This window comes from Streptomyces sp. 549, assembly GCF_030124175.1.
GTDB lineage: Bacteria > Actinomycetota > Actinomycetes > Streptomycetales > Streptomycetaceae > Streptomyces.
Genome location: NZ_JASKMT010000034.1, coordinates 19,375 through 35,040 on the forward strand (window position 1 = coordinate 19,375; position 15,666 = coordinate 35,040).

Here is a 15,666-nt window from a genome sequence, read left to right on the forward strand (position 1 = left end):
GGGGGACGTCGCGGAACTCCGCAGAACTTCGCGGAACGTCACCGTCGGCGGGGCGCCTTCCCGTCGTTGGACCGCTGCTCGCGCGGAGCGGGCGGCGACCGCCCCGCGCACGGGTCCTCGCAGCGTGAGGGGGCAGGATGGGGGCATGGACCTACGTATCTTCACCGAACCGCAGCAGGGCGCCGACTACGAGACCCTGCTCAAGGTCGCCAAGGCGACCGAGGATCTCGGCTTCGACGCCTTCTTCCGCTCCGACCACTACCTGGCGATGGGCGACGCCGACGGGCTGCCCGGCCCGACGGACGCGTGGATCACGCTGGCGGGCCTGGCGAGGGAGACCAGCCGCATCCGGCTGGGCACGCTGATGACGGCGGGCACGTTCCGCCTGCCGGGGGTGCTCGCCATCCAGGTCGCGCAGGTCGACGCGATGTCCGGCGGCCGGGTCGACTTCGGTCTGGGCGCGGGCTGGTTCGAGGCCGAGCACACCGCGTACGGCATTCCCTTCCCGAAGGCCAAGTTCGCCCGGCTGGAGGAGCAGCTGGCCGTCATCACGGGGCTGTGGAACACGCCCGCCGGGGAGAAGTTCAGCTACGAGGGAACCCATTACCAGCTCACCGACTCACCCGCCCTGCCCAAGCCCGCCCAGTCCAGGATTCCCGTGCTCATCGGCGGGCACGGTGCGACCCGCACTCCGCGGATCGCCGCCCGCTACGCCGACGAGTTCAACATCCCGTTCGCGTCTGTCGCCGACAGCGACCGCCAGTTCGGCAGGGTGCGGGCTGCGGCGGTCGAGCACGGCCGCAAGGCCGACGACCTCGTGTACTCGAACGCGCTGGTCGCCTGCGTCGGCAAGGACGACCGCGAGATCGCCCGCCGGGCGGCGGTGATCGGCCGGGACGTGGCCGAGCTGAAGGAGAACGGACTGGCGGGATCACCGGACGAGGTGGTGGACCGCATCGGCCGCTACCAGGAGATCGGCTGCTCCCGCGTCTACCTGCAGATGCTGGACCTGGCGGACCTCGACCACCTGGAGCTGATCTCCTCGCAGGTCCAGTCGCAGCTGTCATGACCCGCCCCGCGCTCCCGCTCGCCGACGCGCTCGCCCAGGGGCCGCAGGTGCTCGACGGCGGACTGGCCCACCAACTCGCCGAGATGGGCAACGACCTCTCCGACGAGCTCTGGTCGGCCCGGCTGCTCACCGACGCGCCCGAGCAGATCGCCGCTGCTCACGCCGCCTACGCGCGGGCCGGGGCGCGGGTCCACATCACCGCCAGCTACCAGGCGTCCTTCGAGGGGTTCGCACGCCGCGGCATCAACACGGCTGACGCGGAACGGTTGTTCGCCCGCAGCGTGCACCTGGCCCGCTCGGCCCTCGCCACCCCGGCGGGCCACGCCCCAGGACGGGAGTCGGCAACAGACCCCTCCCTTGACCCGGACCCGTTCCCATACCCGGGCCCGTTCCCACACCGGGACCCCGCCTCCGTCCCGGGCCCGGAAGCCGGGTGGGTCGCCGCGTCGGTCGGTCCGTACGGCGCGGTGCTCGCCGACGGCAGCGAGTACCGCGGGCGGTACGGGCTGAGCACCGCGGAACTGGTCCGGTTCCACCGGCCCCGGGTGGCCGCGCTCGCCGCGGCCGAGCCGGACGTGCTGGCGCTGGAGACGGTGCCGGACGTGCGTGAGGCCGAGGCGCTGCTGCGGGCGGTGGAGGGCTGCGGGCTGCCGGTGTGGCTGAGCTACACCGTCGCGCACGGCCGGACCCGGGCCGGGCAGTCGCTGGAGGAGGCGTTCGGCGTCGCGGCGGGCATCGACCAGGTGATCGCGGTCGGGGTGAACTGCTGCCTGCCCGAGGACGCCGACGCGGCGGTGCCGCTCGCCGTCGCCGCAAGCGGCAAGCCGGCCGTGGTGTATCCCAACAGCGGCGAGCACTGGGACGCGGTGAGGCGTGGCTGGCAGGGCACGCCCACCTTCGAGCCGGCAGCCGCAGCGCGTTGGCGTGCCTCCGGAGCCCGGCTGATCGGCGGCTGCTGCCGCGTCGGAGCCCCGCACATCGCCCGCATCGCCGCGCAGTTGGGCGGCCCGGCCGCCGGACGCAAGCCGCGCTGAGCAGCGGCCGTCCGCCCTGCCGCCGCCGGGCACGGCCCCGGTGGCCCTCGCCGCCCGAGGCGCCCGCCCGGCGGATCGGCGCCAGGTGGGTCGCCGATGCACGAGCGTTCGCCTGCCGGCTCCGCCAGGATGGGGGGATGGCATTCCACGTGGACTCCGAAGCCGGGCGGCTGCGCCGCGTCATCCTGCACCGCCCGGGGCTGGAGCTCAAGCGGCTCACCCCGACCAACATGGACGACCTGCTGTTCGACGACGTGCTGTGGGTGCGCCGTGCGCAGCAGGAGCACGACACCTTCGCCGCGCTCCTGCGGGAGCGCGGCGTGGAGGTGCACCTCTTCGCCGACCTGCTGGCGGAGACCCTGGACGTGCCGGCGGCGCGTGCCCTGGTGATGGACCGCGTTTTCGACGAGAAGGAGTACGGTCCGCTCGCCACCGGCCACCTGCGGGAGGCCTTCGAGCAGTTGCCGGTGGCGGAACTGGCGGAGGCGCTGATCGGCGGTGCGACGAAGAGGGAGTTCCTGACCCGCCACGCCGAGCCCGCCTCGGTGCGCTTCCACGTGATGGAGCCGGACGACTTCCTGCTGAACCCGCTGCCGAACCACCTCTTCACCCGGGACACCTCGGCGTGGATCTACGACGGGGTGGCGATCAACGCGATGCGCTGGCCCGCGCGGCAGCGCGAGACCGTGCACTTCGAGGCGATCTACCGGCACCACCCCCTCTTCAGCGAGGGCGGGTTCACCTTCTGGTCGCGCGGGGAGAGTACCCACCCGTCGACCATCGAGGGCGGTGACGTGCTGGTCATCGGCAACGGGGCGGTGCTGGTGGGGATGAGCGAACGCACCACGCCGCAGGCCGTGGAGACGCTCGCCCGCTCGCTGTTCGCCGCGGGTGCGGCCAGGACCATCGTCGCCCTGGACATGCCGAAGCGCCGCTCGTTCATGCACCTGGACACGGTGATGACGATGATCGACGCGGACACATTCACCCAGTACGCCGGGCTGGGCATGCTGCCGTCGTACACCATCGAACCCGGCGGTGAGCAGGAGCTGAAGGTCACCGACCACCCTGCCGAGCACATGCACCGGGCGATCGCCGCCGCACTCGGCCTGGACTCGATCCGCGTGCTGACCGCCACCCAGGACGTGCACGCCGCCGAACGGGAGCAGTGGGACGACGGCTGCAACGTGCTGGCAGTGGAGCCGGGAGTGGTGGTGGCCTACGAGCGCAACGTCACCACCAACACGCACCTGCGCAAGCAGGGTATCGAGGTGCTGGAGATCCCCGGCAGTGAGCTGGGCCGCGGCCGGGGCGGCCCGCGCTGCATGAGCTGCCCCGTGCAGCGCGACGCCGTGTGACGCGGCGTCGCTTGTGTGACGCCTGTGACACAAGCGGCACTCGCTGCGCTACCAGCGGCGGCCGACCCGCACCGCCCGCCGGTGCGGGTCGTTCGCTGCCTCGGCCCGGCTCCGCCACCCCTCCGTATACAGATACGCTCCACTGTATATACTTCCACTCGCCCTCGTACCCGCATCCCGACCTAGGAGCCTCCGCATGGCGACAGACCTCAAGGGCCGCCACTTCCTCAAGGAGCTGGACCTCACCCCCGAGGAGTTCCGTCACCTTGTCGACCTGGCTGCCGAGCTGAAGGCCGCCAAGCGGGCGGGTATCGAGCGCGCCCGGCTGACCGGCCGCAACATCGCGCTGATCTTCGAGAAGACCTCCACCCGTACCCGCTGCGCCTTCGAGGTCGCCGCCGCCGACCAGGGCGCGTCCACCACCTACCTGGATCCCTCCGGCTCGCAGATCGGCCACAAGGAGTCCATCAAGGACACCGCCCGGGTGCTGGGCCGGATGTTCGACGGGATCGAGTACCGGGGCAGCGGTCAGGACGTCGTGGAGGAACTCGCCGCCCACGCCGGGGTGCCGGTGTTCAACGGGCTCACCGACGACTGGCACCCGACGCAGATGCTCGCCGACGTGCTCACCATGACCGAGCACTGCGACAAGCCGCTGAAGGCCATCGCCTACGCCTACCTCGGAGACGCCCGCAGCAACATGGGCAACTCCTACCTGGTGACCGGTGCGCTGCTCGGCATGGACGTGCGCATCGTCGCGCCCCGGGAGCTGTGGCCTGCCGAGCCGGTGGTGGCGCGGGCGCGTGAGCTGGCCGAGTGGACCGGGGCCCGGATCACGCTCACCGAGGGTGTCGAGGAGGGCGTGCGGGGTGCCGACTTCGTCCTCACGGACGTGTGGGTGTCCATGGGGGAGCCCAAGGAGGTGTGGGACGAGCGCATCGCCCTGCTGTCCCCGTACGCCGTCACCATGGAGGTACTGCGGGCCACCGGCAATCCCTCGGTGCGCTTCCTCCACTGCCTGCCGGCGTTCCACGACCTCGGCACGGCGCTCGGCCGCGAGATCCACGAGCGGCACGGCCTCGACTCGCTGGAGGTCACCGACGAGGTCTTCGAGTCCGAGCACTCGGTGGTCTTCGACGAGGCGGAGAACCGGCTGCACACCATCAAGGCCGTCCTGGTGGCGACCCTGGCCGACTGACCGTCCGGTCCGTAGGCGCGGCCCGCGCACCCGCCGGTCGGCGCCGTGTATCGCGCACTCGTGACGACAGTCAGGAACCGGTGATACCTTCGACGGTATGAGCCCGTTCACCGGTTCCGCGCGCAGCACCGAAGAATGGCGACACCTGAGAGTCGGGCGGGACCGCGGTGTGGTGACCGTGACCCTGGACCGTCCGGAGAAGCTCAACGCGCTCACCTTCGAGGCATACGCCGACCTCCGCGACCTGCTCGGCGAACTCGCCCGGGAGGGCGGCACCCGGGCCCTGGTACTCGGCGGGGCCGGGCGCGGCTTCTGCTCCGGTGGCGACGTCGAGGAGATCATCGGCCGCACCCTGGAACTGGACACCGGTCCGCTGCTGGACTTCAACCGCATGACCGGCCAGGTCGTCCGCGCCCTGCGCGAAGCGCCGTTCCCGGTGATCGCGGCGGTGCACGGGGCCGCCGCAGGGGCGGGAGCCGTGCTGGCACTGGCCGCCGACTTCCGTGTCGCCGACCCGACCGCCCGGTTCTCCTTCCTCTTCACCAGGGTCGGCCTGTCCGGTGGCGACATGGGCGCCGCCTACCTGCTGCCGCGCGTCGTCGGACTCGGGCACGCCACCCGGATCCTCATGCTCGGCGAACCCGTCCGGAGCGAGGAGGCCGAACGCATCGGCCTGGTCAGCTACGCGGTGGCGGAGGGCACGGCCGACGAGGAGGCCCGCCGGCTGGCCCGGCGCCTGGCCGACGGCCCCGCGCTCGCCCACGCGCAGACCAAGGCCCTGCTCACCGCCGAACTCGACCTGCCGCTCTCCGCCGCCGTCGAGATGGACGCCGCCACCCAGGCCCTGCTGATGCATAGCGCCGACTACGCCGAGTTCCACGCCGCGTTCACCGAGCGGCGCCCGCCGGAATGGCAGGACGGCACGCCGTGAGGATCGCCGTCGTAGGCGGCGGCCCCGGCGGCCTGTACGCCGCGGCCCTCCTCAAGCGGCTCGACCCTGACCGCGAGGTCACCGTGTGGGAACGCAACCCTGCCGACCGGACCTTCGGCTTCGGCGTGGTGCTCTCCGACGAGACCCTCGGCGGCATCGAGCACGCGGACCCCGTCGTCCACGACGCGCTGCGCGCCGAGTTCGTCCGCTGGGACGCCATCGACATCGTGCACCGCGGCCGCACCCTGAGATCCGGCGGGCACGGCTTCGCCGCCCTCAGCCGCCGCCGGCTGCTCGCCGTGCTGCACGCGCGCTGCCGGCAACTGGGCGTGGGGCTGCGCTTCGGCACCCCCGCACCGCCCGCGGCGCGCCTCGCCGACGGACACGACCTGGTGATCGGCGCGGACGGTGTGCACAGCGCCACCCGCGAAGCCCACCGGGACGTGTTCCGGCCCCACTCCACCACCCACCGCTGCCGCTACCTGTGGCTGGCCGCCGACCTGGCCTTCGACGCCTTCCGCTTCGAGATCGCCACCACCGCCCACGGTCCCGTGCAACTGCACGGCTACCCGTACGCGGCTGACGCCTCCACCGTCATCGTCGAGATGCGCGAGGAGGTGTGGCGGGCCGCCGGCCTCGACAGCCGGGACGTGCCCGACTCCATCCGCTGGTGCTCCGAGCTGTTCCGCGACGCCCTGGGCGGACGGCCGCTGCGCGGCGACACCTCCCGCTGGTCGGCGTTCCGCACCGTCACCAACGCGCGCTGGTCGTACGGCCGCACCGTGCTGCTCGGCGACGCCGCCCACACCGCGCACTTCTCGATCGGCTCCGGCACCAAACTCGCCGTCGAGGACGCGCTGGCCCTCGCCGCCTGCCTGCGGGAGCACGACCGGGTCCCGGACGCGCTCGCCGCCTACGAGCAGGAGCGCCGCCCGGTCGTGGCGTCCACCCAGCGGGCCGCGCGGGCAAGCCTGGAGTGGTTCGAGGAACTGGCGCACCGGCTGGACCGCCCGCCGCACCGGTTCGCGTTCGACCTGCTCACCCGCAGCCGCCGCGTCACCCACGACAACCTGCGCCTACGCGACCCGCTGTTCACCGCCGCCGTGGAACGCGAGGCCGGCGTACCGGCCGGCACGCCGCCGATGTTCACTCCTTTCCGGCTCGGCGGTCTGACACTGCGCAACCGGGTCGTGGTCTCCCCGATGGACATGTACTCCGCCGAGGACGGGGTGCCCGGCGACTTCCACCTCGCCCACCTGGGCACCCGGGCCATGGGCGGGGCGGGTCTGGTGATGACGGAGATGGTGTGCGTCACCGAGCAGGGACGCATCACCCCCGGCTGCACCGGCCTGTGGAACAGCGACCAGGAGTCCGCCTGGCGGCGCGTCACCGACTTCGCACACCGGGCGTCACCCGGTGTCGCCGTCGGCGTGCAGCTCGGCCACAGCGGACGCAAGGGCTCCACCCGGCTGATGTGGCAGGGCATGGACGACCCGCTGCCCAGTGGCAACTGGCCGCTCGTCGCCCCCTCCGCGCTGCCCTACCGCCCCGGCGTCAGCCAGGTCCCGCAGGAACTCGACCAGGCCGGGCTGGACGCCGTCCGCGAGGCGTTCGCCGCCGCCGCCGAACGGGCCGCCCGCGCGGGCTTCGACCTGCTCGAACTGCACTGCGCACACGGCTACCTGCTGTCCAGCTTCCTCTCCCCGCTGACCAACCACCGCACCGACGCCTACGGCGGCGACCTCGCCGGCCGGCTGCGCTTCCCCCTGGAGGTCCTCGACGCCGTACGCGCTGCCTGGCCCGCCGACCGTCCGCTGACCGTGCGCATCTCCGCCACCGACTGGGCGGAGGGCGGCATCACCTTCGACGACGTGCTCACCGCCGCCGCCGCGTTCGCCGCCCACGGCGCCGACGCGCTCGACGTGTCCACCGGCCAGGTGGTCGCCGACGAGGCACCCGACTACGGCCGGTCCTACCAGACGCCGTTCGCCGACCGCATCCGCAACTCCCTCGGCGTGCCCGTCGTCGCGGTCGGCGCCCTCTCCTCGTGGGACGACGTCAACTCGCTGCTGCTCGCGGGCCGCGCCGACCTCTGCGCGCTCGGCCGCCCCCATCTGTACGACCCGCAATGGACGCTGCACGCCGCCGCGGAGCAGGGCTACGAGGGCCCCGGCGCACCCTGGCCCTACCCCTACCGAGCGGGCCGCCGCCCCCCGCCCACCGGCCGTACCGACGCCCCGAAGCCCCGCCTCGCACTGTGAGGGTGCGCATGTCGGCCACGAGATGCGCACGGCGGGGCCGTGATCAAAGCGAAGGTCCTGCACGACTCCAGGCTGACGGCCGACGCCACGCCTGGAAGAGGTGAAGAAGGGCAAGACGATCGACCTTCGGTCTGAGCCTTTCGTCCCGGCTGGTTACCCGCCCGCCGACCGGCCAGCCGCCGCGTCCCCTCGCACCGGCAGCGCCCGGCCTGGGAGGAGCCGTGGGTGTTCTCGCGTGCTGTCCGACGGCGGGCTGCGGCTGGCTCCGCGGTCAGGAACGGCGTTCGACGCGGATGAGGGCGACACCCTGGTCCAGGTCGACCTCGGACACCGGGGGAGCGCCGTCACCCTCCTCGTCGCGGAGCATCGTCATCGTCTCCCGCTGCTGCAACTCGTGTTCCTTGCCGGGGAGCAGGCTGGCGTGCAGCATCTCGAACCCCGTCGCCGACACACGTCCCCCGCGGGCAGGGCCGAACCAGGGCAGGATGCCGGCCCGCCCGGCCCGCAGCATCAGCTGGTCGACGAACGCCACCGCCACCAGCAGGATGACCAGCCCCGGCAGCGTCATGAACACGATGAAACCGGTCATGTGTCCCTCCCGACCCCAGTCTGGTCCAGACCAGTGCGACGCACAACCGTCCGACCTCGATCAACCGTCCGACCTCGATCGGCTACGACCTCACCCATCGCCGCAGCTTCGCGGTGTTCTGCTCCTTCGACATCCGGGTTCCCGCGGTCTCGGCCGGGCTGGTCAGGAATGCCGAGATCGGAGTCCACCGGCGGCGCCCGCTCCGAGTCGTCCAGCTGACGGCGGGGAAGTCCGTGATTCCGGTGATGCGCTCCTTCTCGATCACCCTCGTCCGCAGGTAGCCGCGGATCGTCGCCGTGGTGCGGTCACACGTAACGCCGAGTCGGTATCCGCGAGCCGCGAGGCTGGTCGAGCCGATCACGGCGAGCCAGGCCACAAGTCGCTGGACGCCGCCCTCTGCCTGGACCGCGTAAGCGAGGCCTCCGACTGCCGGAAGAACGCCTAGGGCGCTGTTCGCCAGGCGGTTCGACATCGATGGAAACAACTCCATGACCCTCCTGTCCAGGAACCTCCACGGGTTGGTCCTCAGCGCTTGCTTCCGGACCGGACGACCTATGGCGGAAGGGTGTCAGACGTTAGGGTCGGCGAATACCCAAGGAGCCGGCAGTGGGGGGCGTGTGAGACAGGGGCGTTCGCTGCGTCTGAGAGCTGTCGGGCTGGCCTGTGTTCTGGCTGTTGGGAGCGGGTGCACCGGAGCGGAGCCGTCTTCGCCCGGTGCACAGATGTCTGCCGAGGCCCGGTCCTATCTCTCCGAAGCGCTGACCATCATGGAGGACAACGCCCTGCGTCGAGACGACGTCGACTGGGCGGACGTGCGACGGGCGGCTTTCGCGCAGGCCGGCAGTGCCAAGCGTCCGGTCGACACCCATCCGGCGGTCGAAGCGGCCCTGAGCGCGTTGGAAGACGGCCATAGCCGCTTCTACGATCCGGAGAGCGTCGCGAACTACCTGGAGGACGAGGCGCCTGTCCGCGTGCCGGTGGAGGGGCGTGCGCTGCCTGGCCGCGTGGGGTACTTGTCGCTTCCCGGCGTGCAGGGATCGGAGGAGGTCTCTCAGCAGTACGTGAGGGAAGGCCGGGCCGCCCTGGCGAAGGCCGATCGGCCGAAGGCATGTGGCTGGGTGGTCGATCTTCGCCGGAACCATGGTGGAAACATGTGGCCGATGCTGGCTGTCGTGGGCCCGGTTCTCGGCGACGGTGACGTCGGTGCTTTTGTCGATGCCCGCGGCAAGAAGCTCGTGTGGTCGATGGAGAGCGGGATTCCGCGACTTGACGGAGAGTCCACGGGTTGGGGGCCGAGCGATCCGATCGGAGAGGGAACGGCGCCAGTCGCCGTACTCGTCAACAGTTCCACGGCCAGCTCCGGTGAGGCGGTGGCGGTGGCCTTCCGCGGGCGTCCGGCTACGCGGTCCTTCGGAGAGGCCACTGCCGGTGTCCCCACCAGCAACAGGCCGCATCGACTGTCCGATGGGGCCGTCCTGAACCTGACCGTGGCCAAGGATGCTGACCGCACCGGCCGCACGTACGACGAGGCCATCCCACCCGACGAAGAAGTAGCCGACAACCATGGCCGAGGCAGCAGACAGGATCCGGTGATGGAGGCTGCGACAGCCTGGCTGTCCAGCCAGGCTGCCTGCGGGTAGGGCACAGCCGAGAACCCAAGGCCGCTGTGATCGGGTCCGAGGATCAGAAACACGCACTCCCAGCTCCGTCGTCGCGTGCAGGAGGATGCGGCACCCTGCCGTACAGCCCCGTACAGCCCCGTACAGCCCTGTACAGCCCGGTCCGTCACCGCCCCGGCGCGGTTCCGGGTGGGCACGACGTGGTCAGCGCCGCGGGTCGTCCCACCAGGGGTCGTCCGGGCCACGGCGATTCGCGACCACGGCCGCCACCGGCGGGATCAGCGCCGCCACCACGCACATCCCGACGGCCAGCGGCACCGAAACCAGCCGAACGAAGCCCCACGCGCAGACGAAGAGGACGACGCAGACCGCCATCAGCGCCAGGTAGCGGCGCCGCCGGCGCCCGTACGTGCGCCGCGGGACGCCGTCTCCGGAAGCGCCGGGCGGCCGGTCCGTCATGCCTCCAGGCTACGGCGCCGCACCTCGTCCAGCCGGGCGGCCGCGAACCGGGACGCGGCCGGCGCCAGCCGCTCGTGCAGGGCGGTGAACACCCGGGCCGAGCGGGCGCCCGGCCAGTCGCCGGGCAGCAGCGCCGCGGGCAGGCCCGGGTCGGCGTACGGCAGGCGGCGCCAGGCGTCCAGCGCCAGCAGGTGGTCGCGGTACGCCTCCTCCTCCGGTGTCCCGCGGCGCCGCGCCCAGGAGGCGAGCACCGGCTCGTGCACGGTGAGGAAGGCCCGGTGCAGCTCCGCGAGGGCGTCCAGGTCCCACCAGCGCGCCACCGCCTCGGAGGTCGGCTCGAACCCGGCGTGCACACCGCGGAACAGCACGACGTACGCGCTCAGTTCCAGCCGCTCCAGAGCGTGCCGGGTCTCCGCCTCCAGATGGGCGGGAGCCACCCACACCCCCGGTGCGGCGTTGCCGAAGCCCAGGCGCGCCAGCCGGGAGCGCAGCACGTGGCGGCGGCTGCGCTCGCTCTCCGGTACGGAGAACACCGCGAGCAGCCACTGCCCGTCGTGCCGGGTGTGCTGGTAGATGCGCCGGTCGCCGTCCTCCAGCAGCTGGCGGGCGGCCTCGGACGGCGCGTAGCCCGACTCACGGCTGCCGGACCGGTGCACGGTGAGCAGCCCGCGGCGCTTCAGACGTGACACCGCCGACCTGACCGCGGGTGCGTCCACGCCGACGTCCCCCAGCAGCCTGACCAGCGCGGCGATGGGGACCCGCCCGTCAGGGGTCAGTTCGCGGCCGTGGGCCCCGAAGAAGGTGACGATGAGGGACCCGGGACTCTGCTGCTCTGCCACGTGATCACTCTAGGGCGCGTCCCGCAGCCGGAAGCGCTGCAGCTTGCCCGTCGGGGTGCGCGGAAGGGACTGGGCGAAGACGAACTCCCGCGGGCACTTGAAGTAGGACATCTCGGCGAGCGTGAACTCCCGGAGCCGGTCCGCCGTCGCCGACCCGGGTGGGACGCCGTCACGCAGCACCACGTGCGCCACGACGCGCTGGCCCCGGCGGTCGTCGGCCCGTCCCACCACCGCGGCCTCCCGCACGTCCGGATGCCGCAGCAGAGCCTCCTCCACCTCGGGGCCGGCGATGTTGTGGCCGGCCGACACGATCATGTCGTCGGCCCGGGCCACGTACCGGAAGTAGCCGTCGGGCTCGCGGATGTAGGTGTCGCCGGTGAGGTTCCAGCCGTCCCGTACGTACTCCGCCTGGCGCGGGTCGGCGAGGTAGCGGCAGCCGACCGGGCCGCGGACCGCCAGCCGGCCCGGTTCGCCGTCCGGCACCTCGGCGCCGTCCGGGCCGACCACCCGTGCCCGGAACCCCGGTACCGGCACCCCGGTGGTGCCCGGCCGGGCCGCCTCGTCGGCTGCGGACAGGAAGATGTGCAGCATCTCGGTGGCCCCGATGCCGTTGATCAGCCGCAGACCGGTGCGCCGGTGCCAGTCGTGCCAGGTGGCCGCGGGCAGGTTCTCCCCGGCGGAGACGCAGCGGCGCAGCGACGAGACGTCGGCGCCGGGAAGGTGCTCCAGCATCGCCCGGTACGCCGTCGGGGCGGTGAACATCACCGACACCCGGTGCCGCCGCACGCCGTCCAGCAGTCCCGCGGCGCCGTCCCAGGGCGCGAGCACGGTGCGCGCCCCGACTCGCAGCGGGAAGACCAGCAGCCCGCCGAGGCCGAAGGTGAAGCCGAGCGGCGGACTGCCCGCGAACACGTCGTCGCCGGTGGGCCGCAGCACGTGGGCGGCGAAGGTGTCCGCGACGGCCAGCACGTCGCGGTGGAAGTGCATGCAGCCCTTGGGGCGGCCGGTGGTCCCTGAGGTGAAGGCGATCAGCGCCACGTCGTCCGCGGCGGTGGGCACGGCGGTGAACCCGTCCGGCTTCGCGGCGGCCAGCGCCAGCAGGTCGCCGGGTCCGGCGCCGCCGTAGGCCGTCACCCGCAGTCCGTCCACCCCGGCCGCGTACAGCTCCGTCAGCGAGCGGCTGTCGCACAGCGCGTGCCCGACCCGGGCCAGTTCGCACACCGTGCGCAGCTCGGTCCGCCGCTGCGCGTCGAGCACGGTCACCGCGACCGCGCCGGCCTTCATCACCGCCAGCCAGCACGCGGCCAGGTACGGCGAGGTGGGGCCGCGCAGCAGCACCCGGTTGCCCGGCACCACGCCCAGGTCCTCGGTGAGCACCCGGGCGATGCGGTCCACCCGCTCGCGCAGCTCGCCGTACGACCAGGTGCCGCCCCGCGCGTCCACCACCGCGACGCGGTCGCCGCCCAGCCGTTCCGCGGTGGCGTCCAGCAGCTCCGTGCCGCAGTTGAGCCGGTCTCCCCTGGGCAGCCACGGCTCGTCCAGCAGCAGCCGCGGCCACTGCTCCGGTGGCGGCAGGTGGTCGCGGGTGAAGGAGTCCACGTGTGCTGAGCGGCTGAGCTGCATGGCGGGTTCTCCCCTTGCGGCGGTACCGAGAAGGGTGGTTCCGGGCGTGCCGATGTGCTGATGAGCGTAGCGTGATGGTGACGACAGTCAACGGTCCGCGATAGTGGAGGTGGGCGGTGCCCGCATTCGCCCTGACGCCGGAGCAGACGGCCTGGTGCGCCGAACTCAGAACCCTGGCAGCGGAGCGGCTGGGGCCGATCGCCCGTTCCGGCACGCCGGGGACCGTCAACCGGCCCCTGGTCGCCGCCCTCGGCGAGCTGGGCCTGCTGCGGCGCCTCTTCCCCGCCCGGGCGCTCGACCTGTGCCTGCTGCGAGAGTCGCTCGCGCACGGCTGCACCGAGGCGGAGACGGCCCTCGCCCTGCAGGGACTGGGCGCCACCCCGGTGCAGCTCGCCGGGACGCCCGAGCAGCAGGACCGGTGGTTGCCCGCCACCGCGGAGGGCCGTGCCGTCGCGGGCTTCGCCCTGAGCGAGCCCGACGCCGGATCCGACGCGGCGGCCCTCACCCTGGCGGCCCGCCCCGCCGGCGCCGGCTGGCGCCTCACCGGCACCAAGACCTGGATCTCCAACGCCCCGGCGGCCGACTTCTACACCGTCTTCGCCCGCACCACCGCGGACGCCGGGTCCCGGGGTGTCACCGCGTTCCTTGTCCCCGCCGACCGGGACGGCCTCACGGGCACCCCCCTGGACATGCTGTCCCCGCACGCCCTGGGCACCCTGGAGTTCCAGGACGTCCCCGTGGGGGAGGCGGACGTGCTCGGCGAACCCGGCGGCGGCTTCGCCGTCGCGATGCGCACCCTGAACCTGTTCCGGCCCAGTGTGGGCGCCTTCGCTGTCGGCATGGCTCAGGCAGCCCTCGACGCCGCCCTCGCCCACGCGGGCCGGCGGCGGGCGTTCGGCGGCGTGCTGCGCGACCTCCAGTCGGTCTCCCACCGGCTCGCGGAGATGGCCACCCGCACCGAGTCCGCACGGTTGCTGGTGTACGCCGCCGCAGCCGCGTACGACCGGGGCGACGCCGACGTGGTGCTGCGCGCGGCCATGGCCAAGCTCCACGCCACCGAGACCGCCCAGTACGTCGTCGACCACGCGGTCCAGATCCACGGCGCCGCGGCACTGGAGCGCGGGCACCTGCTGGAGCATCTCTACCGCGAGGTGCGCGCACCCCGCATCTACGAGGGCGCGACCGAGGTCCAGCGGTCGATCATCGCGAAGGAGCTGTACCGGTGACCCCCGACGCCGAACCCGCCCCCCAGCCGGACCCGCCGCGTCCGCCGGCCGCCGCACTGGACCGGATCAACCCCCCGGAACTCGCGCCTCCCGTCGGCTTCACCCATGCGGTCAGCGCCACCGGCACCCGCCTGGTGCTGCTGGCCGGTCAGACCGCGCTGGACGGGGCGGGCCGCATAGTCGGCGACGACCTGCCGGCCCAGTTCGAGCGGGCGCTGCACAACCTGCTCACCGCGCTCGCCGCCGCGGGCGGCGGCCCGGAGCACCTGGCGCGGGTCACCGTCTACACCACCGACGTGGCCGGCTACCGGCGGAACGCCGCCGAGTTGGGCCGTGTCTGGCAGCGCGCGGCTGGCCGCCGCTACCCGGCGATGGCCCTCGTCGGTGTCGTCCGCCTCTGGGACGACACCGCGCTGGTGGAACTCGACGGCATCGCCGTCCTGCCCTGACCGCCCGCGCCCACCCCGTGTCGATCCCGGGCCCGACCGCGACGACCGGGCACAGCTTCACCCCCGGCAGTCGGGCCCGGCTCCCGACCCGCCCGTGGACCCCGTAGCCAGACTCTGCACCTCCGCGTACCCGGGTACAGGCTGCGGAGGCGCGTCGGTGTGGCCTACCGCCCAGGCCACGTCCACCGCGCGCTGCAGCGCGGCCCGGGACAGCAGAGACCCGGTGCTGACACGCGCGACGCCCCATTCGGCCAGCTGCGCGGCGGACGGCCCGCCGGGGGAGTGGAGCACGTTGAGCGGCACCGGGAGTGAGCCGGTCAGAGCCGTGACGGTGTCCTGGTCCTTCACCCCGGGCACGAACAGGCCGTGCGCGCCGGCCCGCACGTAGCGCTCCGCCCGGTCCAGGGCGGCACGGACGGTGGGCGCGGCGCGCAGCCAGTGGGTGTCGGTGCGCGCGTTGACGAAGACGCCCGGGGCGGCCTCCCGAACGGCGGTGATCTTGTCCGCGTGCAGTTCGGGGTCGGAGAGTGACCCGTCGGCGCGCCCGTCCTCCAGGTTGACGCCGACCACACCCGCGGCGGCCAGCTCCGACACCGTCGCCGCCACCTCGGCCGGGTCGTCGCTGAACCCGCCCTCCACGTCCACACTGACCGGCACCGGCAGTGCGGCCAGCAGCCTGCCGAGCCGGACCGTGACCTCTCTGGCTGCTCCCGTGCCGTCCGGCAGGCCCGCACCCGCTGCGACGCCCAGGCTGGTGGTGCCTATCGCGGCGAAACCCCGGCGGTGCAGCGCGGCGGCCGAGGCGTGGTCCCAGGCGCTGGGCAGCAGCAACGGGTGGCCGGGCCGGTGCAGGGCGCGGAACGTCTCAGCTCGGGACAGGGAGGTCATCGGCGGTGCCTTCGGGTCGTCGCGGCATGCTCTGCTGCCCCGATCCTGCCCGCCGCCTCTGACATCGCCCAGGCCACCGCGCACCGGCCCGTACCGCCCGCCCCAGCCCGGAACGACTGGGGC

The 15,666-nt window shown here is 73.0% G+C and carries 15 protein-coding genes; 9 read left to right on the forward strand and 6 right to left on the reverse strand.

Annotated elements, in window-relative coordinates:
- Positions 1-145 precede the first annotated feature (145 nt).
- The 6 genes from QNO07_RS25110 (at position 146) to QNO07_RS25135 (ending at position 7,851) form a co-directional block, all read left to right on the forward strand.
- The gene (locus tag QNO07_RS25110; protein WP_283994703.1) at positions 146-1,069 is read left to right on the forward strand and encodes an LLM class F420-dependent oxidoreductase; all 924 of its coding nucleotides are present in this window, start codon (positions 146-148) and stop codon (positions 1,067-1,069) included.
- A complete protein-coding gene (gene mmuM, locus QNO07_RS25115; protein ID WP_283994705.1) occupies positions 1,066-2,103 on the forward strand; it encodes a homocysteine S-methyltransferase in 1,038 nt (345 codons plus the stop codon). Before QNO07_RS25110 ends, mmuM begins: the two co-directional genes overlap by 4 nt.
- A 137-nt stretch (positions 2,104-2,240) precedes the next feature.
- The gene (gene arcA, locus QNO07_RS25120) at positions 2,241-3,461 is read left to right on the forward strand and encodes an arginine deiminase (protein ID WP_283994706.1); all 1,221 of its coding nucleotides are present in this window, start codon (positions 2,241-2,243) and stop codon (positions 3,459-3,461) included.
- Positions 3,462-3,657: 196 nt separating this feature from the next.
- Positions 3,658-4,659 carry an ornithine carbamoyltransferase gene (gene argF, locus QNO07_RS25125; RefSeq protein ID WP_283994708.1) on the forward strand — a complete coding sequence of 334 codons (1,002 nt, stop codon included), beginning with the start codon at positions 3,658-3,660 and terminating at the stop codon, positions 4,657-4,659.
- Between the two features lie 97 nt (positions 4,660-4,756).
- Positions 4,757-5,590: an enoyl-CoA hydratase family protein gene (locus QNO07_RS25130; protein WP_283994709.1), complete on the forward strand. Its 834-nt coding sequence runs from the start codon at positions 4,757-4,759 to the stop codon at positions 5,588-5,590.
- Positions 5,569-7,851 carry a bifunctional salicylyl-CoA 5-hydroxylase/oxidoreductase gene (locus tag QNO07_RS25135; RefSeq protein ID WP_283994710.1) on the forward strand — a complete coding sequence of 761 codons (2,283 nt, stop codon included), beginning with the start codon at positions 5,569-5,571 and terminating at the stop codon, positions 7,849-7,851. The genes QNO07_RS25130 and QNO07_RS25135 overlap by 22 nt, the downstream gene beginning before the upstream one ends.
- 271 nt (positions 7,852-8,122) lie before the next feature.
- Here the strand turns inward: QNO07_RS25135 and QNO07_RS25140 are convergent, their stop codons facing one another.
- Together QNO07_RS25140 and QNO07_RS25145 are read right to left on the reverse strand one after the other, a co-directional pair.
- On the reverse strand, positions 8,123-8,440 hold the full coding sequence (locus QNO07_RS25140) for a DUF6191 domain-containing protein (RefSeq protein WP_283994711.1): 318 nt from the start codon (positions 8,438-8,440) through the stop codon (positions 8,123-8,125).
- Positions 8,441-8,522: 82 nt separating this feature from the next.
- On the reverse strand, positions 8,523-8,930 hold the full coding sequence (locus QNO07_RS25145; protein ID WP_283994713.1) for a hypothetical protein: 408 nt from the start codon (positions 8,928-8,930) through the stop codon (positions 8,523-8,525).
- 232 nt (positions 8,931-9,162) lie between these two features.
- Between QNO07_RS25145 and QNO07_RS25150 the strand changes: the two genes are divergently transcribed.
- Positions 9,163-10,080, forward strand: a complete 918-nt coding sequence (locus QNO07_RS25150; protein WP_283994714.1) for a S41 family peptidase — start codon at positions 9,163-9,165, stop codon at positions 10,078-10,080.
- Positions 10,081-10,263: 183 nt separating this feature from the next.
- Here the strand turns inward: QNO07_RS25150 and QNO07_RS25155 are convergent, their stop codons facing one another.
- Genes QNO07_RS25155 through QNO07_RS25165 form a run of 3 tightly spaced genes read right to left on the reverse strand, consistent with a single transcriptional unit; the run spans position 10,264 to position 12,980 of the window.
- Positions 10,264-10,518: a DUF3099 domain-containing protein gene (locus QNO07_RS25155; protein ID WP_283994716.1), complete on the reverse strand. Its 255-nt coding sequence runs from the start codon at positions 10,516-10,518 to the stop codon at positions 10,264-10,266.
- Positions 10,515-11,357: a PaaX family transcriptional regulator gene (locus QNO07_RS25160; protein ID WP_283994718.1), complete on the reverse strand. Its 843-nt coding sequence runs from the start codon at positions 11,355-11,357 to the stop codon at positions 10,515-10,517. Before QNO07_RS25160 ends, QNO07_RS25155 begins: the two co-directional genes overlap by 4 nt.
- A 9-nt stretch (positions 11,358-11,366) precedes the next feature.
- Positions 11,367-12,980 carry an AMP-binding protein gene (locus tag QNO07_RS25165; RefSeq protein ID WP_283994719.1) on the reverse strand — a complete coding sequence of 538 codons (1,614 nt, stop codon included), beginning with the start codon at positions 12,978-12,980 and terminating at the stop codon, positions 11,367-11,369.
- A gap of 116 nt (positions 12,981-13,096) precedes the next feature.
- On the opposite strand from QNO07_RS25165, the gene QNO07_RS25170 reads away from it, so the two are divergent.
- Both QNO07_RS25170 and QNO07_RS25175 read left to right on the forward strand, forming a co-directional pair.
- The gene (locus QNO07_RS25170) at positions 13,097-14,206 is read left to right on the forward strand and encodes an acyl-CoA dehydrogenase family protein (protein WP_283994721.1); all 1,110 of its coding nucleotides are present in this window, start codon (positions 13,097-13,099) and stop codon (positions 14,204-14,206) included.
- A gap of 56 nt (positions 14,207-14,262) precedes the next feature.
- Positions 14,263-14,655 (forward strand): RidA family protein, encoded by a 393-nt coding sequence (locus QNO07_RS25175; RefSeq protein WP_502961935.1) that lies wholly within the window; start codon positions 14,263-14,265, stop codon positions 14,653-14,655.
- 57 nt (positions 14,656-14,712) lie between these two features.
- Here the strand turns inward: QNO07_RS25175 and QNO07_RS25180 are convergent, their stop codons facing one another.
- Positions 14,713-15,543 (reverse strand): isocitrate lyase/PEP mutase family protein, encoded by an 831-nt coding sequence (locus QNO07_RS25180; RefSeq protein WP_283994724.1) that lies wholly within the window; start codon positions 15,541-15,543, stop codon positions 14,713-14,715.
- Positions 15,544-15,666: the final 123 nt, after the last annotated feature.